This window comes from Streptomyces sp. NPDC002209 (genome assembly GCF_042890265.1).
Taxonomy (GTDB): Bacteria; Actinomycetota; Actinomycetes; order Streptomycetales; family Streptomycetaceae; genus Streptomyces.
In genome coordinates this window covers 24,040-42,894 of record NZ_JBIARX010000022.1, presented here as the reverse complement: position 1 = coordinate 42,894, position 18,855 = coordinate 24,040, and the positions used below count along the sequence as shown (strand labels likewise).

Annotated in this window: 15 protein-coding genes and 1 pseudogene; 9 read left to right on the top strand and 7 right to left on the bottom strand. The window is 68.2% G+C overall.

Going from position 1 to position 18,855, the window contains the following annotated elements:
* Positions 1–5: 5 nt before the first annotated feature.
* A complete protein-coding gene (locus tag ACFYXK_RS29745) occupies positions 6–2,009 on the top strand; it encodes a hypothetical protein (RefSeq protein WP_389413926.1) in 2,004 nt (667 codons plus the stop codon).
* Between the two features lie 366 nt (positions 2,010–2,375).
* Here ACFYXK_RS29745 and ACFYXK_RS29740 read toward each other — a convergent pair.
* Positions 2,376–3,484, bottom strand: a pseudogene (locus tag ACFYXK_RS29740) (IS630 family transposase).
* Between the two features lie 415 nt (positions 3,485–3,899).
* On the opposite strand from ACFYXK_RS29740, the gene ACFYXK_RS29735 reads away from it, so the two are divergent.
* On the top strand, positions 3,900–4,226 hold the full coding sequence (locus tag ACFYXK_RS29735; protein ID WP_389413925.1) for a hypothetical protein: 327 nt from the start codon (positions 3,900–3,902) through the stop codon (positions 4,224–4,226).
* A gap of 648 nt (positions 4,227–4,874) precedes the next feature.
* Here the strand turns inward: ACFYXK_RS29735 and ACFYXK_RS29730 are convergent.
* From ACFYXK_RS29730 to ACFYXK_RS29710, 5 genes are all read right to left on the bottom strand, one after another.
* Entirely contained in the window at positions 4,875–5,129 is a 255-nt protein-coding gene (locus ACFYXK_RS29730; RefSeq protein WP_389413924.1) for a hypothetical protein, read from the bottom strand.
* A 56-nt stretch (positions 5,130–5,185) separates the two neighbouring features.
* Positions 5,186–5,587 (bottom strand): telomere-protecting terminal protein Tpg, encoded by a 402-nt coding sequence (gene tpg, locus ACFYXK_RS29725; protein WP_389413923.1) that lies wholly within the window; start codon positions 5,585–5,587, stop codon positions 5,186–5,188.
* Between the two features lie 285 nt (positions 5,588–5,872).
* Positions 5,873–7,315 carry an HNH endonuclease signature motif containing protein gene (locus ACFYXK_RS29720; RefSeq protein WP_389413922.1) on the bottom strand — a complete coding sequence of 481 codons (1,443 nt, stop codon included), beginning with the start codon at positions 7,313–7,315 and terminating at the stop codon, positions 5,873–5,875.
* A gap of 150 nt (positions 7,316–7,465) precedes the next feature.
* The gene (gene tcmP / locus ACFYXK_RS29715) at positions 7,466–8,647 is read right to left on the bottom strand and encodes a three-Cys-motif partner protein TcmP (protein ID WP_389413921.1); all 1,182 of its coding nucleotides are present in this window, start codon (positions 8,645–8,647) and stop codon (positions 7,466–7,468) included.
* Positions 8,648–8,757: 110 nt separating this feature from the next.
* Positions 8,758–9,504, bottom strand: a complete 747-nt coding sequence (locus ACFYXK_RS29710; protein WP_389413920.1) for a DUF5131 family protein — start codon at positions 9,502–9,504, stop codon at positions 8,758–8,760.
* 342 nt (positions 9,505–9,846) lie between these two features.
* Between ACFYXK_RS29710 and ACFYXK_RS29705 the strand changes: the two genes are divergently transcribed.
* The 5 genes from ACFYXK_RS29705 to ACFYXK_RS29685 all read left to right on the top strand — a co-directional run bounded on the left by ACFYXK_RS29705 (position 9,847) and on the right by ACFYXK_RS29685 (position 14,223).
* Entirely contained in the window at positions 9,847–10,197 is a 351-nt protein-coding gene (locus tag ACFYXK_RS29705; RefSeq protein ID WP_389413919.1) for a hypothetical protein, read from the top strand.
* A gap of 382 nt (positions 10,198–10,579) precedes the next feature.
* Complete coding sequence (locus ACFYXK_RS29700; RefSeq protein ID WP_389413918.1) at positions 10,580–11,383, top strand: hypothetical protein; 804 nt, start codon at positions 10,580–10,582, stop codon at positions 11,381–11,383.
* Positions 11,384–11,522: 139 nt separating this feature from the next.
* Positions 11,523–11,774 (top strand): hypothetical protein, encoded by a 252-nt coding sequence (locus ACFYXK_RS29695; RefSeq protein ID WP_389413917.1) that lies wholly within the window; start codon positions 11,523–11,525, stop codon positions 11,772–11,774.
* 204 nt (positions 11,775–11,978) lie between these two features.
* Entirely contained in the window at positions 11,979–12,845 is an 867-nt protein-coding gene (locus tag ACFYXK_RS29690) for a serine/threonine-protein kinase (RefSeq protein ID WP_389413916.1), read from the top strand.
* A 76-nt stretch (positions 12,846–12,921) separates the two neighbouring features.
* Positions 12,922–14,223 (top strand): pentapeptide repeat-containing protein, encoded by a 1,302-nt coding sequence (locus tag ACFYXK_RS29685; RefSeq protein WP_389413915.1) that lies wholly within the window; start codon positions 12,922–12,924, stop codon positions 14,221–14,223.
* A gap of 116 nt (positions 14,224–14,339) precedes the next feature.
* Here ACFYXK_RS29685 and ACFYXK_RS29680 read toward each other — a convergent pair whose 3' ends face one another.
* Positions 14,340–14,924 (bottom strand): hypothetical protein, encoded by a 585-nt coding sequence (locus tag ACFYXK_RS29680; protein WP_389413914.1) that lies wholly within the window; start codon positions 14,922–14,924, stop codon positions 14,340–14,342.
* A 65-nt stretch (positions 14,925–14,989) separates the two neighbouring features.
* On the opposite strand from ACFYXK_RS29680, the gene ACFYXK_RS29675 reads away from it, so the two are divergent.
* A complete protein-coding gene (locus tag ACFYXK_RS29675) occupies positions 14,990–16,120 on the top strand; it encodes a helix-turn-helix domain-containing protein (protein WP_389413913.1) in 1,131 nt (376 codons plus the stop codon).
* Between the two features lie 891 nt (positions 16,121–17,011).
* A protein-coding gene (locus ACFYXK_RS29670; protein ID WP_389413912.1) for an IS5 family transposase occupies positions 17,012–17,874 on the top strand; the annotation gives its coding sequence in 2 pieces (ribosomal slippage) (positions 17,012–17,372 and positions 17,372–17,874; 864 coding nt in all).
* Positions 17,875–18,855 lie beyond the last annotated feature (981 nt).

Here is an 18,855-nt window from a genome sequence, read left to right as displayed (position 1 = left end):
GCTTCGTGGGTAACCCGCCCGGTAAGATCGCGCGCATGTGGGTGGGATTGGATGAGGCCGACTGGGCTGGGCTGAAGCACAACTACGGGTCTGCCGAGGATGTACCCGGCCTGCTCCGCCGATGCGGGGGTCCGAATCCGGACGACGCAGACGACGCCTCGTCCGAGCTGCTCAATCTGCTCTTCCACCAAGGTGGCTGGGTCTGTTCCGCCGCCTCGGCCGCACTGCCCTTCGCACTCCGCCTCGCTGCGACACCGCAAGTGCCGAGCCGCTGCGCGATGCTGGAATTGGTGGCGATGCTGGCGGCGGAAGCCGGTCGGATCGAAGCCCGGTTCCTGGATCCCGGCTGGGCGCCGGCGTGGACACAGGCCCTGCCCGAGTTGCTGGGCCTGCTGGACGATCCCGAGCCGGAGATCCGGCGGGCCGCAGCCGACGTGCTCGCTGCCTGCGATAGCCCCGGTGAGTTGGTTCTGCCTGGGCTGCTGCGGTGCTGGGAGGCGGAGGATGATCTGGCAACCCGCCTTGAGCTGGTCCTCTCACTGGGCCAGGCGGCCCTACGCGCGCCAGTCGGCGGACATGGCGCCGAGGTCTTCGACCTGCTCCGTGATCTGCTCGACTCTCCACAGGCTCAGATACGCTTGGCAGCGGTGCACGCGCTTGCCCCGAACGACCCGGGCTTGCCTGCCGAGCGGCTCGACCTGATTCTCGAAGCGGTCCGGGACCCCACCATCGAGCTGTGGCGCCACACCAGTTCGGTGCAAACCGGAGTACTGGGTGTCCACCACTGGGCTGCGGGTCTGATAGCGGGCCCCGCCCCCACATTCACGCTCGGCCTGCTGGCAGACCATCACGACGCCGAACAGCGGATCGGTGCCTTGGCCCAGGCGGGCAGGCTGCTGTCTCAGTGGCGCTCACCGACCGCTGCCCTTTTGCCGCGTCTCGTCGCGCGACTGTACGATCCCGCCCCCGAAGCACGCTTCCGGGCGGCCGAGCTGCTGGCCTGCCTCGGCCCGGCGGCCGCCGCCCACGCTGACGAGGTCGCCACACTCCTCTCTGACACCTCCGCCCGCACCACACGCAAACGGGAGACCGTAGGCGAGGCCGCCCTGTGGGCCCTGGCCCGGATGAACGATCCGCGCTGCTTGCCGGGCCTGATCGAACTGATCGCCGGCGCACGCTCCGGCTTCGCATCGACATCCGCCCACTACCCCGCCACAGACCTGCACCCTGTCGTCCTCCCCGCACTCGATGAGGTGCTGGGCTACCTCCCGGACCACGCCGAGCGGCTCCTTCCGTCGATCTGCGGCCAGCTCGACACCGCTACGGATGACCGCCTGCTCAACCGTCTCTGCGAGGGACTCGCGGACTGGGGGCCCGTTGCAGGGGCAGCTGTTCCACAGCTGCTCGGCCTCCTGGAGGACGACCGAACCTGGATGGCGGCGGCGAAGGCCCTGGCAGGGATCGGGTCGGCGGGGGTCGGTGCACGGGACCTGCTCCTATCCCGATTGCGTGACGCCGGACCGCACACGGAACTCGCGGCTTGGGCGTACTGGAGAGTCGGCGGCGAACCTGGGCCGGCCCTGGAAATACTCGGACGCAGCGTTGAGGAGCGAAGGTTCCGCCATCCCACCCTGCGTAAGCTCGCCAGCTTCGGACCTCATGCCGCCCCCTACGCAGACCGCCTCAGGGCGATGACAAGCGACACCGACCCCTGGACTCGTGTCGAGGCAGCACACGCCCTGTGGGCTGTGACCAGCGACGCCGAGACCGCGGTCCCAGTGCTAGCGACGGCCGTGCTGGATCTGACCAAGGGCACCTACCTGCCCGTCATGCTTCCCGCACTGGACCACTTGGCCAAGCTCGGGCAGGCAGCCCAACCTGCCGCAGACCTCTTGCGCGACGTGCCCGCCCGGGACCAGCGGCTGCGTACCAACGGCGGCTGGCGAGGCTTCGTCCAGGACGAGAACATCCGCACCGCCGTCAGAGAGCTGCTCAGTGCTTCTGTTTAATCCGCATGAGGTTTACATGCGGGCCCTGGTCGGACCGTGGCTTTTGTTCACGAGTTGCAGCTTGGGCTCTGGCTCAGCTCCGCGGTGCCGCTCCGGTGCTCAGTACACCGGAGCGGCGGAAGGGGGCAGGTCAGCGGCTTGACTCAGCGGGGGTGCGGGGGCTGACAGCACAGCTCCAAAGAAGTTGAGCCAGACGCACAACTTGCGTACGTAGCCACGAGGGGAATTCGGCGATGCTGGTCGAGCCCCCCGTACCCATAGCGGCAGGGTTCAGCCGACGGGCTCCGCTTCAGCGGGTGCCTCAGTCTGTTGCTCAAGGTCCGGGCCTTGCTCTCCACCAGACCCCCAGGCCGCACGCCTGATGCGCTAGTGACGTGAGTCAGAGATTCGGTGGCAGTAGGCGGCGACTTTGTCGAGGATCTCGTCGGCGGTCTTCGTCCAGACGAAGGGTCGGGGGTGTTCGTTCCAGTCGTCGAGCCAGGCCCGGATGTCACGTTCGAGGGCCTGGACTGAGCGGTGGACGCCGCGCTTGAGCTTCTTCTGTGTGAGCTCGGCGAACCACCGCTCCACCAGGTTCAGCCATGACGCACTCGTCGGCGTGAAGTGCAGGTGGAACCGCGGGTGGGCCAGCAGCCACTTCTTGATGTCCGGCGTCTTGTGGGTGGCGTAGTTGTCCAGGATCAGGTGGATCTGCAGGCTGACGGGGACTTCCTTGTCGAGCTTGGAGAGGAACTTCTTGAACTCGGCGGCCCGGTGGCGGCGGTGCAGGGAGCCGATGACCTTGCCTGTGGCGACCTCGAGGGCGGCGAAGAGGGTCGTGGTGCCGGCGCGAACGTAGTCGTGGCTGCGGCGTTCGGGCACACCGGGCATCACCGGCAGGACCGGCTGGGACCGGTCCAACGCCTGGATCTGCGACTTTTCGTCCACGCAGAGGACAAGGGTCTTCTCCGGAGGGGAGGGTCGAGATAGAGGCCGACGACATCACGGACCCTGTCGATGAACAGCGGATCCGTGGACAGCTTGAACGTCTGTGACCGGTGCGGGGCCAGGGCGAACGCCCGCCAGATCCTGGAGACCGTCGACTGCGACATTCCCGTCGCCGCGGCCATCGACCTGGTCGACCAGTGCGTCGCGTTCTTCGGCTTCTCTTCGAGCGTCTTGACGATCACGCGCTCGACATCCGCGTCTGTGATCTTCCGCGGGACACCCGGTCGCGGTTCGTCGCCCAGCCCGTCCAAGCCGTGGTCAAGGAACCGCCGCCGCCAGGTGCGGACCGTGTCCGGAGCGATCCGCATCCGGCGCGACACTTCCATGACCGAGTGCCCCTGCGCGCACTCCAGCACGATCCGCGACCGCTGAGCCAACGCCTGTGCGGTCGTGCGACGGACCCAGCCCTCCAACACGGCCCGCTGGGCATCGGTCACGGCAACGGCGGAATCTTCGGACCAGGACGGCTCATACCGAACTAACGCCAAACCTCCGACTCAGGTCACTAGGGGCTGCTCCCAGCAGCAGACAAACGACCATTTGCTATACGTCCTGCTGCCCTGAAATGTCATCGCTCTCCGGCTTCCTGAGCAGCACCACCGTCTGCCCCCTGCTGCAGCGGGGTGTGCGGCTACCTGGTCGGCTGCCGGACATGACACTCGCACGGGCAATGCCCTCCACCGCCTGCTCATCCTGCTGGACACCGAGCTTGTTTCGTAGCGAGCAGCATCTCAAATGCCTACCGGCCGTGCCGACCCCGTGCTCATGGTGTGGCTCGGGACCATTCCGGGCCCAGCGCCCTCCCGGCTCCCCGCAGGAGGGCGGCCGAGCGCCTAGAGCCGCCGTCGCTCGGGGCATGGGGGCAGCCCTAGACTTCGCGCATCACTGAACAGGGGAGGAAACGTGGACGAGGTCCAGCCGGCGATACCGCAGCGCCCCAGGAGACGCCTCAAGGCTACTGCCCTAGCCGTGACGGGCCTGCTCATCGGCGGACTGATTGCCGCGGTCGTGATCCAGCAGAAGCAGATCAACGACCTGCGCGACGGGCGGAGCGCCAACATGAAGAAGGGCTGCGCAGAAGCTCAGCGGATCGCGAAAGACAGCCTCGCCGTGAAGCCGGAGCCGAACTACCACAAGGCCGCCACCACTGTGATGCAGAACCCACCCTGCTTCAGCATCGATGATCGGGCTACTGCCCAGACTTGGCTTGATCAGATCAACTCCCAGTAGGTTCCGATTCCAGAGATCGACCTCAGGACTCTGCCCTCTCCACACCTCGGGGCCTTGGCCACGCCATTCGATGGGCGGCCAGCCTTTTTTTGTTGAGTCAGCCCGCCCGCCGCAGGAACTCGGTCACCAGCTTCCCTGGCAATCGGTCCATGTCCAGTGTCAGAGGTCACGAGGGCTTCGGGCGGCCGCAGGCGGGAGGCTGGCGCACCACCGGCCCGGCCGGCGGCGAGCTGGTGCTCCCGGCCGTGGCTCATCCCCGGCTCTCAGCAAGGCGGGGTACGCGGGTGAGGAAGCCGGCGAAGTCTGCGACGGCTTTGGGCAGTGAGGCGGGCCGCGAAGCTCAGCTCGGCGACGTCGGCACCGGGGACGAGGCGGGTGAGCTCGGAGAGCAGGGCCGCAGTGCGCGGCGAGGGCGACGGCGAGCCAGGTGTCGAGGTCCTGCTGCATGTACCGAGCCAGCCCTGCGGGTGAGCTCGGCGCGGACGGCCTCGTCGCCATCGCAGGGGTCGGTCTCCTTGAGGACGGCGCGGTCGGCGATCCGGGCAGCGTCGCGCCGTTCGGCTTCCCGGGCGGCGGCGACCGCGGCTTCGGCGGCGAGCTTCTCCTGGACGACGGCGTCGGCATCCAGGTCGTACGGGCCGCCGACCCTTACGAGGAGCTCTGCGATGCGCCGTCGGCCGCGCGGCGGCGGCTGTGGTCGGCTGCATTTTCGTACCGGCGGTCCAAGTGCGCCTCCAGCTCGGCGTCGGCGAGTGCTTGGAACGCCTCGCGGTACGTCATGCCGCAGGGGCGGCGCCGGACCGAGGAGCGGCCGATCTTCGCCGGGTCGATGAGCGTGCGCGGGCCTTGGGTGCGGGCCGTGGGGACGCGGCGCGGTCGCCGCCAGCCGTCGGTCGTGCTCATCACGTCTCGCTTTCACACGGAAACGGAAAGGGGTGCCCGCATGGAATTAGGAGTTTCTAAAACGCGATATCGAGCCGTTCGACGTCCACGATTTGTGCCTTCAGGTTCGCGCGGCCGCCACCTTCGCGGCGGAAATACGCATCGGCTATGGCCTCTGCGACGAGGCCGTGTAGCTCGCTGTCCGTCGCTCCTCTGTCCTTGGCGGCGAGGATCGCGGCGGCGTGGGAGGGCGTGACGGCGACGCTGATGTCGCGTCGGCGGCCCGCGTCCGAGGTGGCCGCAGGGCCGAGAGCGAAGTAGGCGGTGGTCGAGATGACGAGCCCTGCCGAGGTGGCCGCGCGCTGCCTCGCCTGTGCTCTGACCTGCGGTCGCCACTCGGCCGCGGTCTCCTGCTCCAGGACGGCCTGGAGGCGCTTCTGTGGCGTGTTCGTTGCTCCGGAGAGATAGCGGTCCACCATTACACGGGAGACACCCAGACGCTCCGCCAGGAGCCCTGGAAGAGCCGCCCTCACGCGTGCGAAGGAATTTCGTCCGGGCCTGCACGGATTTCGGCGCGGGACGCGTGAACAGGGTGCGCTCCGCACGGCGCAGGCCGTCATGGAGCTTGTCGCGCCGCGCGCGGCGGTGTCGCCGTTGCTCATGGCAATGGATCTTCAGTGCTTCAGCCTGTGGACCATATCCTTGGTCGCTACGCTGGGCTTCCGCTCGAGGCCGCCGGGCCATGGTGACGCCGAGGGGCCATGTCAGGCGCCGTTCGCGGTGGCGTGTGCCCGCTCCGCGACTCCGCGCAGGACCTTCGTGAGTTGTTCCCGGGTCCGCCCGCGCGTCTTGACCGCGTGGCAGTTCGGGCAGAGTGCGACCATCACACGCGGGTGGTCCCGGCCGCCCCCGGCGATCTCGTCCACGTGATCGACCTCCAGCAGCGCCACATTGTTGTCCGTGACATCGTCCGGCTGGCCGGCGCATCCAGGGTTCTCACAGCAGCCTTTGCACCTCTCAAGCACCGCCCTGCGAGCCTCTGGGATTCGGATGGGCCGAGCTGATCCGGCTGTCCGCTTCCCACTCGCCGCCGCCTCCTTCCGCTCAACCACCGCTACCAGCCGTCGATACTCCACTGATCCATGTGGCTCTGGCGTCGGGGCGTCCCTTACCCAAGTGGGATCCGTATCCTCGGTCTCCTGTGGCCGCGCCATCCCCTCGCATCGCTGGTGTCGGAGCCAGCCGCGAGGGAGACCACCCTTGTTGCATACCGGGCACACGCCTTCGAGGAGCTCGCCTGTCCGGGACTCGACCGTGGCCTGCATGGGAAGCGGCCGAATTGGCCTCACGGTCAGATCTGGCCCCTTGCTTGTGGGGGTTGCACCCGCCTCCAGCGCTTTCCGACTCTGGAGGATCTTCTGGTAGCGGGCGTTTTGCTCCTTCCACGTACGGGCGGCCTTACTCTCGGGCTTCCACCCACGGGTGAGGCGCTCTATATCCCGTTCGCGTTCACGCCGCTTCTGCTCCTGCCACGCCTCCTCCAGCCGGATCTGGTAGAGCCGAGCAAGCTCGCGCTGGAAGTCCTCGCCACTGGCACGGTGGAGTATCTGCGTCCGGCGATACCTCATCCCGCTTGCGAGGGGTCCCAGTTCGGTGATCAAGTGTCGGCTCCAGCCGATGGCCTCCAGCTCGGCCGCGGTACACAGCGGCTGGGTGCTTTTCGGGAGAAACACGAGAGCGTTGGTCGGCAAGAGAGCCAGATCCGCTTCGTCCTGCTTGGTCAGTTTCCGAGCTTGGATCACGCCTGTTAGGCGCTTCGTACTGTAGGTCAGCGTCCGCTCCAGGTCGTCCGGGTGCGGAGCGGGCATGGCCGCGGATTTCTTCGGCCTCGGGCTTTTTTCCTTGTCTCGCTTGCGTGGCTTCGGCGGAAGCTTCGGAAGGGGGTTGGCGAGGACGCTCTCCCACCCCTCGGCGGCGCGCTCGGCCGGGGTTGCCGTGGAGTTGGCGGGGGCCGTAGTACCGAGCAGGCCGCGCTCGCGGTACAGCTCGGCAAGTCGTGCCTGGGCACGACCAAGAGCGACCTTTGCCTCGGCGGCTGCCCGACTGTCGCCCTTGTCCAAGCTGATTCGTTCTTGGGTCCGCAGTCTGGCGATGGCCAAGGTGAGCTCGTTCGCGTTGGCGTAGTCCGCGAAGTCCTGGTTGGTCACCGGCCCCCCTTTCCTCTCCCCGCTGCCGCTCACAAAATTGTCGCCGAACAGGGTGTCAGCTGCCGCTCCGCGCTTCGTTCGCCGCGGACCGGGGGCTGATGGGCTACTGGCGACGAGCCGTGTGGGAGCTGCCCGCTACGCGTGCTCCAGTCACGCATAGCTTCCGCACGTCGCCGACCCCGGTACAGCTGGTCTTTCCCTCCTTGTAGAGCTCCTTGATGGCTGCGCGGACGTGCCTCTCTCCCGGGCTTCGCCGAGTACCCCGGCCAGGACCTCGCGCTGGTGGTCACCCACGACGAAGCTGCCGTGTTTGTGGAGGAGATCTTCCAGGTTCGCGCGGATCGTCTTGATCCATCCGAGGCGGCGGACCTCTTCCTCCTGCTCGAAGGTGTCAGCCGGGTTGAAGAGCATGTCGGGGGTGTCTGGTGGGAGGCAGGCGCGGCGCCATTCCACCTGGGCGAGGCTGGCTGCTTCGCCGAAGAGCCAGAGGCCGTCCCTGTGACGACTGAAGTGGACCAGGTTGTAGGCGACCTGGAGGTCTGCACGATTGCGTACCCCGACAATCCAGGAGCCCGCGTTGACGGCCTTGCCGACCCGTTGGGCGAAGCCTCTGGCGATGCGACGGACGGCCTCGGGGTTGCCAGCGGAATCTAGGAACTCTTGTTGCCACCAGTCGCCGCCGCAGGCGTCGTCCAGAGCCTTGAGGGTTGCCGGCTTCCTAGGGTTGTCCTTCGTGCTGGTGAGCAGGCCTCCGATGCGGCGTACGGCGTTGGCGTTGAAGTTCAGGAGAACCTCAGTGGGCTGACCACCGGCGCGACGGCTCCCGAAGATCCGCTGCGTGAGGGCCTCAAAGGTGATGCCAAGACCGAATGGGTCAAGGAAGGCAAATAGCGGCGACCCTTGCGCTGCTTCCAGGACGTGGTCCAGGTGCCTTTCGACGCCGCCCTGCAGAGCATGGGCTGAGAGCCCTTGCTCACGGGCTTCTGCGACAAGCGCTGACAGGGACTGGTAGTTCTTGCGGTTCTTCTCGATGAAGTAGCAGTCGAGCTTGCGGAAGGCCGAGATGGCGGCAGCGGAGTCGAGGATGAGGTCTGGCGAGCCGGGGGTGCCGTCGTCGTACCTGCCAGGGCCTGCATATCCGTCCAGGTAGACGACCCGGCCGTCCGGGGCGTACTTGCCGACCTTGCTGGCGAAGGGGACGACATACTTGTCGAGGATCGCGTGCTTGAGGACGGCCGCGGCCTTCTTGCTGACGAAGAAGGGGCTGGCGACGTCAGTGGCGTGTTCGCCAGCGGTCTCACCGCTCAGATCGAGTACGGCGTTGTCGAGCATTGCTTCATGGGGTTCTTCCAAGATTCCGCCCCCTCATCTCAGAATGTCTGGGGACAAGTTTGCGGTGGGTGAACCCGGTGTGTAGTGGTATTGCCGAAACCGGATCGGCCTCAGGCGGGGGCGGGGATCGGCATCTGGTCCCAGGTCCGTCCGTCCAGGGTCCGTCCGCCAGCCTTAGGTCTGTGGCCGCCCCACTGCTTGAAGAAGAACGCGACGTGCTCGTCAACGCACAGGTCGCGGATCTGGGCGATCCAGGCGGGGCCCATCGGCCGGTGGCCAGGCCCTGACTCGCCACCGGCGATCACCCAGTGGATGCCGTCGAGTCTCAGGCCGTCAAGCGGGCCCAGCAGGGGCTCACAGGAGAGAAACCGAACCGCGGCAGGCACCTGGCGCAGGTCGTCGACTCGCGGGAGTTCCCTTGCGGTCTCCACCGAGACGCCCATCCACACGTTGGCCGGCCACTCCAGGCGGTCTGCGACCTGCCGCAGTCGGCGGGCCCGCTTGGTGAGGACCTGGTAGGTGTGCTGGGGGGTACCCGCCATGACCTCGAACACACGGCGTACGAAGTCCAGTGGCACCCTGGCGTGGAAGAGGTCCGACATGGAGTTCACGAACACCGTGCGCGGGCCCTTCCACCCATACGGAACGTCCAGGGCCTCCGGATGAACAGTGAGGTCGAAGCCTGGGCCTGAGGTTCGCGGATCACCGTCGTTCTGGTACTTGGCCGCTCCCATGGCCTTCAACCGCTTCGCCAGGGTCAGTGCGTAGCAGTGGTCGCAGCCTGATGAGACTCGGTCGCAGCCCGTCGTCGGGTTCCAGGTCGCCTCGGTCCACTCGATCGAACTCCGGTCACTCACCGGTTGCCTCCTGTCTAGCCGCGTCCCGGCATCGGCGGACAACGAAGCGTCGCCCGGGGGCTCGGTATCCGCCATCCAACCACCCTTACGCCCTTGGTTCTTGACCTAAGTTTCTTTCTGATGGAGCTCCTTGGATCCCCAGCCCCTACTCAGGGGTGACTCCAGACCCGCTCGACACGCCTCCCCATGCATGCGGCACCTGACCGGAGACAGGACGGCCCTCAACTGCCACCGCAGGAAGAGGCGGAGCCGTGTTGCCACCCCGTTCGACGATCTAGCAAGCTCTAAGAAAGAATCCTAGGACTCTAGGAATTATTCATAGCCTTCTGTAGGGTTGTGAGCATGAACCCACTCGAGGATGACCTGAAGCAGGTGAGGGTCGAGTTGGCCGCGGCAGAACTCGAATACCAGCGCCTCGAAGCCCAGATTGCCGCCCTGCGGGCCAAGGAAGCGGTGCTGGAGGGGCTGATCGTCAAGGCCCCGGAGCTGAACGTCCAGGGAATGACGAAGGCGGAAGCTATCGTTGCAGCCCTCGCGCAGTCCTCAGAACCCATGACTTTGGGGCAGATCGCGGACGCTGTGAGCAAGGCCGGGTCGAACCTGAAGCCGGACGGAGCCTCCGTGTATCTCGACGGGCTCTTGAAGACGGGGAAGGTTGTGCGAGTGAAACGCGGCCTCTATCGAGCCGCATAGTCGACGTTGCGCCCCCTCCGCCGGAAGCCGGAGGGGGCGCCTTCGTTGCGGCGGAGGCGTGCGCCCAGGACGCCACAAATGAAGGCCGCCTGATAGCGAGCCAAATCCCGGGTCGGGATAGCCTGTCAGATCGCCAGAGCCGCGCGCACCATGCTGGACAGAGCGCGCTCGGCCGCCTGCTGCGACCTGTTTAGCGCGTGAAGCCGACCTGTAGCCGGAGGCCTCGGAGTTCGGGCCGGGCAGCCACTCCTCCACCAGCGCGGCGCAGCGCGGTGGCGTCGTGGTCCATTCGGCCAAATTGCCTGTACGGGGTCCGGGCCTGCGGTCCGGTGCGTACGCTGCCGGACCGTTGTATGCGGGCGGGTGGATCTGAGGGGGCGGCATGGTGGTCGGGCTCTGGCATTGGATCGAACGGAACTCGGCGGGGTTGAGCCTGCTGGTGCCGTTCTTGGCGATCGGGGGCGGGCTGCTGGGGAACTGGCTCGGCGCGAGGATCCAGGCGAACGGGGGCCTGGCCCAGGCGAGTGCGGCCCGGGAGGCGGCCCGGATCACGGCGGAGGCGTCCCGGCTGGCGGCGTTGAGGGACGAGAGGCGGTTGGCGATCGCTGAGTTCGTCCGCGGGGCTCGAGCACTGTTTCGTCTCAGCTGGGAGCTGTACCACGATGACCGTGAGGAGGAGGCGAGGCAGGCGCATGGTGCGCTGTCCTATGCCTACGCCGAGGTCCAGCTGTGCGCGCCTGGGAGCATCGTGCTCCTGGCGGGAGGCCTCTTGGAGGCTGCGGAGGATGCGTGGTTCCTGGCGCGTTCGAGGGGGCCAGCTGCCAGGAGCACGCGGCTGCTGCTCGTGCCGGCGGCGGACGGAGGCACACCCGGTTTATTGGCGTATGACACCGTGAGGGCGGCGCGGATCGCAGCGGCCGACGATCACTCGGACCGGGACGCGATCCAGGTGCAGGCCATGAGGGAACTGCGGCGGTGTGGCCTTCTCGACGAACGGCAGGTCATGGCGGTGTATATGGACATCCCTCATGGGCACCTTGTCGCCGCTCAACAGGACCGGGGCGACGCCTACGCAGCGGCGCTGCACGATTTCGTCGATGCTGCGAGGGAGTCGCTGGGCGCGAACCGCGAGGGGGGTGTGGAATGGATCCCGGAGTCCGGAGAGACTCGTCCCGCCCAAATCTAAGCCGTCGGCTGTCCTCACCAACCGGATCATCGAGCACCTCCACTGGCGCACCCACCCCTGGACCTGGGCCGTCTGCGCCGCACTGCAGCGTGCGGCCGTCGCCGCGCCCGGAGGTGAACCGGAAATCCTGAAGAAGGTCGTGGACGGCAAGATCGTCATCACTCCCCCGGTCAACGCCGGTCGTGGGATCAATGGAAGCGTGGTTGGCCAGCGGCGGGACGGCGAGGGAGCTGCGGCGGCGGCGACGCCGGCCAGGCGTGTCGCCGAGCTTGGAGACCTGGGAGGCGGCCGCGACCAGCAGCGTGACGCAATCAGCGGGACCATCGTGGTCGTCGCGGCGTCGGGCACCTGCTGGCTGGCCGACGGCCGATGCCTGCAGAGCCCACGCTAGGGCGAGCGGGATGAGGATCAGAACGAGGAATGCCGCGACGATGTCGGGGAGCGGAACTCGAGCCCAATCACCACGCGCAGACCGGATGCTCTACGGCCGCCGACATCAGCCAGCGGCCGTAGAGGACGGACCGTACCCGACAGCGCGCCGCACTCCCTCACCGATGTCCATCGACCCGAGGCGTCTGGATGCTAATTTGGGCAGGTGGCCCGATATCAACCCATTCATCTCGGTGCACAGATCGCGGGCTACCAGGTGGAGCGTGAGATCGGCCGCGGGGGAATGGGCGTTGTCTACCTCGCGGAGGATCTGCGGCTGGGCCGTGCCGTGGCTCTGAAAGTGCTCGCCCCCGAATTGACGCGCAGTGACGCTTTCCGTCGACGTTTCATCCATGAGTCGCGCGCGGCCGCAGCGATTGATCATCCCCACATCCTGCCGATCTTCGAAGCCGGAGAGGCTAACGGGGTCCTGTACATCGCCATGCGTTACGTTTCCGGGCCGGACTTGGGAGCTCTCCTGGACCGGGACGGTCCACTGCCTGTGCCGGGTGCGATGCGCATCGCCGCGCAGGTGGCGTCGGCGCTCGACGCCGCGCACGAGCACGGTCTCGTACACGGGGACGTGAAGCCCGGCAACATCCTCGTGGCCAGGAGCAATGTAGGTGACGATCCCTACTATGCGTATCTGATGGACTTCGGGCAGGCGAAGCCATCGCTGGACGCCTCCTCCGTGACCACAGTGGGTGAATCCGTGGGCACCCTGGAGTACATCGCCCCAGAGCAGATCGCCGGCCGCCCAGCAGACGGTCGGCGTGATCTGTACAGCCTCGCCTGCGTCGTCTATGAGGCCCTTGCGGGTGAGCCCGTATTCCAGAGGAACGAAGACGTGACGCTGTTGTGGGCGCACCAATACGACCTGCCACCGGAGCTCTCCGGGCGATGTCCGGGGCTCGCGTCGGCCGTTGACAGCGTGATGGCGAAGGCGATGGCCAAGGCCCCTGAGGATCGTTACGGCTCGTGCCGGGAGTTTGTGGCGGAGTTGGTTGCCGCCGCGGGCGGTCGGGCAAGCTGACACGATGCCCCGGAGACGCTGGTGGCCGCGCCGATGGCGGCATACGAGTGGTCGGTACGCGCCGGACCTCTGGCCCGTGTGGATCGTGGCCGGTCTGGCTGTGGTCGTGGTCTGCGTTGCCGGCGTCGTGGCGTACTGGCTCCTCCGCCAGCTGGCGGAACCCACGGAGCCCTTGGGCGTTCCTGACGGCATCAGGCTCAGCATCGCCATGCTGACGGTCTTCGGCGCGGCGCTCGCTGGTGTGTACGCCTACCGCAAGCAGCGCATCTCCGAAGGGGACGCCCACCGGGCGGACGCGACCCAGTTCGCCGAGCGCTACAGCACGGCAGCCGGCCAGCTCGGCCATGAAGGACCGGCCGTACGCCTCGCCGGCGTATACGCAATGGCCCGGCTGGCCGACGACTGGGTAGAGCAACGCCAGGTCTGCGTGGATGTCCTGTGCGCCTATCTGCGCATGCCCTACGAATGGAACCCTGAGTCCAACCAGTACAAGAAGGGAGAACGGGAGGTACGGCAGACGATCATCCAGGTCATCCGCGACCACCTCCAGGAGTCACGGGAGGAGTCTTCCTGGTCGACCTGCGCTCTTGATTTCACGCGCGCGACCTTCGACGGAGGCGACTTCTCCGGCTGCCGGTTCCGCGGTAGTGTCTCCTTTGCCGACGCCGACTTCGTCGGTGACCTGATCAGCTTCGACGAAGCCGGGTTCCTCGACGGCACAGTTACCTTCCACAGCGCACGATTCGGCGCCGGCGCGGTCACGTTCAACGACGCGCAATTCCAGGGCGGTACGGTCAGCTTCGACGAGGCGCGGTTCAGCGGCAGCGCGCTTTCCTTCTGCGGCGCGCTGCTCGGTCCCGGCGACATCACGTTTCACCATGCGAGCCTCAGCGGCGGAACGCTCGCTCTGGACGAAGCACGGTTCAACGGCGGCACGGTCGGCTTCGACTACGCGCAGTTCGACAACGCCACGGCCACCTTCAACCGGGCGCGATTCGAGGACGGTTCACTCGCCTTCCGCCGCGCGCGGTTCACCGGAAGCACGCTGAGCTTCGACCACGCACACTTCACCGGCGGTGCCGTCGCTCTCGACGACGCGGTATTCACGGGCGGTACGGTGACCTTCTACGCGGCGCGGTTCGACGGTGGAAACGTCAGTCTCGACTACGGGCAGTTCACCAACAGCACCGTGACCTTCCACCATGGGCGATTCACCGGAGGCACCGTCTCACTCGACAACGCCAGGTTCAGCGGCGGCATGGTCTCCTTCGTCCGCGCCCAGGTGGACGGGGGCCGGGTCGCCTTCGCTGACGCACACTTCAGCGGAGCCAACGTCCGATGGGGCCGCCTTCGGCCGCCCGAGGGCGGGACGGGCTGAATTCCGGCCCGACTCTCACGAGCAAGTGCTGTCGGAACCGGGGCTCTGGTCCACTTCTTGTGGTGTGGCCACGCGGGGTAGTCATTGGATGATTCGGAGTGTTTTAAGACCTTGAGTTAGAACGGAGGGTCTTCGCTGTACCCGCCTCCCCAAGAAGCGCGTGCAGCTCTGAGGCGCGCGTAGTGCTCGCGGGCTGCAAAGTCGGATGCGTTCTCCAGGGCGCTGGGGCCTTGGCCCCATGCCCTCAGCGCGTCCAGGACGCGGTCTCGGTGGTGCCGGTCGGTGCTGGTGGCCAGTAGGCGTCGGGCGTGTGCGGCCAAAGCGGCTTGGTGCTGAGTGAGGAGGGGGTGCTCGATGAGGGGGATGGAAGCAACAAGGGCGGTGTGGCGCACGTCGGCGTTGTCATGACCGAGGAGTGAATGAACAGCGGAGTAGATCGCCGGGCGTGCGTCCCGAAACGCCCGCATCTGCTCATCGTGAATTCCCTCACCGTAGAGGCGTTCGTCAATAGCCACGCACTCGTCATTGGCGTCGTAGGCGGTGTCGCCGAGCCAGTCGAGCAGCTGCACGAGAGTCGGGCGGTTCTGTGTCTCGACGTTGGGGTTGTCGTCGCCCGCCGTGATGGACGGATGGTTGAGAATCGCCGCGACGTAGAGTGCCACTGGGACAGTGGCCTCGTAGATGCTGTTCTGGTGAGTCACGGGCCCCAGCGCATCGTGGAGAGCCGACTCCCTGATGATCGGGTCAGCGTCGGTGAGGAGTGTCAGTGCCGCCGGCAGGGCCTCGCCTGTCCCGCAGGCTGTGGCGAGCGACGCCCAGTTCGTACGACTACTCCTTCGGTACGCTGCTGCACGCCCTGCGCCGCCGGGCCGGGCTCAGCCAGGAGGACCTGGCGCACGCGGCCGGGATGAGCGTGCGGGGCTTGTCCTACCTGGAGAAGGGCCGCTCCCGCGGGCCGCAGCGCCGTACCGTGCAGGCGTTAGCGACGGCGCTGGGCCTGGATGCGGCCGGCGCCCGGGAGCTGGAGGACGCCGCGAGCGCGGGCCGGCCCCGCGCCACCCGTACCACGGACGCCCCAGCACCACCGCTCAGCCCTTCGCCGAACGTCCCGGTGCCCGCCCTGGTACCGGAGGCCACTGTGAACGCGCCCGATCTGCTGCCGCGCGCGCCGCGCGGTTTCCACGGCCGGGCGGCCGAGCTCGACGCGCTGACCCGGGCCAGCGCGGGCGAGGCCCCGGTGTGCCTGGTGGTGGGGCCCGCCGGGGTCGGCAAGACCGCCCTGGTCCTGCACTGGGCCCGCCACGACCCCGCGGGCCTGGCCGACGGCCGCCTCTACGCCGATCTGCGCGGTTTCAGCGACATGGGCGAGCCGGCCGCCGTCGAGGTGCTGCGCGAGTTCCTCCTCGCCCTCGGCGTGCCGCCCGAGCGGATCCCGGAGTCGGAGCCGGCCGCGGCCGCGTTGTTCCGCTCGCTGGCCGCCGACCGGCAGCTGCTGGTCGTCCTCGACAACGCCCGCGACTCCGACCAGGTCCGTCCGCTCCTGCCCGGCGGCGACCGCTGCGTCACCGTCGTCACCAGCCGCCACCGCCTGCCCGGGCTGATCGTCACCGACACTGCCTGCCCCGTCCCCCTGGACGTCCTCACCCCCCCCAGGACGCCACCGCCCTCCTGGCCCGCCTCCTCGGCGCCGACCGGGTCCACGCCGAGGAGGCCGCCGCACTGCGCCTCGCGGACCTGTGCGGCGGACTGCCGCTGGCGCTGCGGGTGGTCGCCGCCCGCCTCGCCGGGCGGCCCGGCTGGACCCTGGCCGCACTCGCCGACGAGCTCGCCGACGAGACCCGCCGCCTTGGCCTGCTGGACCTGGAGGACACCGGCGTCCGCGCCGCACTCCACCTGACGCTGCGCCAACTCCCCGCGCCCGTAACGGACGTGTTCGCCGCCCTCGGCTGCCACCCCGGCACCCACCTGGACCGCTACACCGCCGCCGCCCTGGCCGGCACCGACCCGACCGCCACCGACACGGCCCTGGACCGCCTGACGGCCGCACACCTGCTCACCGAGACCGCGCCCGGCCGCTGGACGATGCACGACCTTGTGCGGCTGTACGCCCGGGGCCTGGACGCCCACCCCGACACCCTCAAGCGCGTCCTCGACCACTACATCACCACCGCCACCGCCGCCGTCGCGGCGGCCGAACCCGGCTCCGAGGACTGCTTCCCCCTCCCCGCCGACTTCCACCCGCCCACCGCGGTGCGGGACTTCGGCGACCGGAGCGCCGCCGTCGCCTGGTTCACCGCCGAGCGCGGCAACCTCACCCAGGCGATCAACGCCGCCGACGCCGCCCGCCTGCACGAGCGCACCTGGCGCATCGTCATGACGATGTGGCCACTCATGGTCTGGCGGGTGCGCGACGGCTGGGCCCCGCTCCTGGAAACCGCCCTCGCCGCCGCGCGGGCCGACGCCGAGGAGCACGGGGAGGCACGGGTGCTCAACGTGCTGGGCTGGGTCCTCACCGAGGAAGACCGCACCCCCGAGGCACTCGTCCATCTGGAGGCCGCCTCCGCGCTCGCCGCCCGCGCTGGCGACACCTTCGCCGAGGCCAACGCCCTGATCGTCCTCGCCATGGCCCAAGCCGCCCTCTGCGACCTGGACCAGGCCGCCACCAGCTGCGAGCGCGCCGCCGACCTGGGCCGCCGCATCGGTGACCGCAGGGTCGAACGCCTCGCCACCCAGCACCTCGCCCGCCACCAGGCCGACGCCGGCCACTAGGCCGTTTCTTACCGATCATATGATCGCTGGTTGGTATGTGTCGTTGACTGACGCGCAGTGGGCGCGGATCGAGCCGTTGCTGCCGGATCGGACGCCGAGGCGTGGTGGGCGGTGGCGGGATCACCGGCAGGTGATCGACGCGATCGCGTTCAAGTACCGCACCGGTACGCCGTGGATGGACCTGCCCGAGCGGTTCGGTTCGTGGAAGGGCGCCCACAGCAGGCTGCGGATGTGGGCGATCGACGGCACGTGGGAGCGAGTGTTCGTCGCTCTGCTTGCCCAGGCCGACGCCGAGGAGGACCTGGACTGGGTCGTCGCCGTCGATTCCACGATCGTCCGCGCCCACCAGCACGCCGCCGGGGCCCGTCAAAAGGGGCTCCGGCCGGCGAGCCGGCCAATCATGCCCTCGGACGATCCCGCGGCGGGCTGACCACGAAGATCCATCTTGCCTCTGACGGCCGCTGCCGCCCGCTCGCTTTCGTCCTCACTCCCGGCCAGGCCGGGGACGCACCGGCGTTCACCCAGGTCATGGCCGCAATCCGGGTGACGAGGCCGAAAGGCAGGCCGCGATCCCGCCCCGTCGTCGTGCTGGCCGACAAGGCGTATTCGTCCCGTGCGATCCGCGAGCACCTGCGCAAACGCAGGATCCGGGCCGTGATCCCGCAGCCGGCCGACCAGATCGCCAATCGCAGACGACTTGGCAGCAAGGGCGGTCGGCCGCCGGGCTTCGACCGCGAGGCCTACAAGCAGCGGAACACCGTCGAACGCTGCATCAACAAGCTGAAACAGTGGCGCGGTATCGCCACTTGCTATGACAAGACAGCCACCGCTTACCAGGCGGCCCTTCACCTCGCGGCCATCCACATCTGGGCCGCGAGGTGATCGCTAAGAAACGGCCTAGCAGCAAGCCCTCACCATCGCCACCCGCACCCTGGACTTCGACTACCGCCCCGGCGCCACCGACATCCCCCACCTCCTCCTGCTCGCGATCAAGGGCGAGGCACTGCTCGGACTCGGACACCACGCCGAGGGCACCGCACAGCTCGACCTCGCGGCCCGGGAAGCGGAAGCCGCCGGCTACGACGACGGCACGGTACGAGCACTCGCCGCCCTCCTGCGCGCAGCCCCAAGTCCAGAGGTCCAAACACGCTACGACGTGGCACTCGCGCGACTCACCACCCGGGCCTGAACAGCAGCTGCACCCTCAGGGCGCTGGTGAATCCCGCCGACCCTGGGCGCTACTGACCTCCCCACAGTTCACCCTGACACGCCGAAGTCAGTAGCTGTGCCTCCAGGCGGTGCGCGAGGACGACCGCGGTGGGGAGGTCCCCAGCCGCGTGCGTGGCCCACAGCGCCGTCCACGCGGCCCGGTGGTCCTCGGGAACGAGCGCGGCAGGGTCGGCGGGGCCGCGGGCGGGTCGGGGTGGGTGGCGGCGTCGTGAACGCTGCCGTCCGGGAAGACGATCATGTTCCAGGGGGTGGGGAAGTCCGGTTCGACCGCGCGGGCGCGTAACGGCACCCCGGCCACAGACCAGCTGGGCGTCGACTTCGACGTCCGCAATTCCTACCTCACCCTGTAGTACCCCCCGGCCAAGGAAGCCTCCGCTGAACTCGCAGCCCAGGACGGCAAGGGCGAGCTGACCGTGTCCGTAGGACCCCCCAACGGGTGGCGCCAGGGCCGGCCAATACCCGGGCGGCAGGTGCCCAACCCTCACTGGCTGGTGACCTCCCACCGGTAACCGCCTCGATAGAGCCCGCAGCGCCTGCTGCTGCCAGGTGCGACCAGGCTGGTGACCTCGCCGATGCGGAGAGCGAGGCGGGGCTTGCGCTGCTCGACCACGGAAGGTCGGGCCGACCGCTGCG

Excerpts from the sequence above, each read along its gene's own strand:
- ACFYXK_RS29730 (WP_389413924.1), bottom strand. The coding sequence starts at position 5,129 with ATGAGCACGACCGACGGCTGGCGGCGACCGCGCCGCGTCCCCACGGCC.
- tpg (WP_389413923.1), bottom strand. The coding sequence starts at position 5,587 with ATGGTGGACCGCTATCTCTCCGGAGCAACGAACACGCCACAGAAGCGC.
- tcmP (WP_389413921.1), bottom strand. The coding sequence starts at position 8,647 with ATGCTCGACAACGCCGTACTCGATCTGAGCGGTGAGACCGCTGGCGAA.
- ACFYXK_RS29705 (WP_389413919.1), top strand. The coding sequence starts at position 9,847 with ATGAACCCACTCGAGGATGACCTGAAGCAGGTGAGGGTCGAGTTGGCC.
- ACFYXK_RS29700 (WP_389413918.1), top strand. The coding sequence starts at position 10,580 with ATGGTGGTCGGGCTCTGGCATTGGATCGAACGGAACTCGGCGGGGTTG.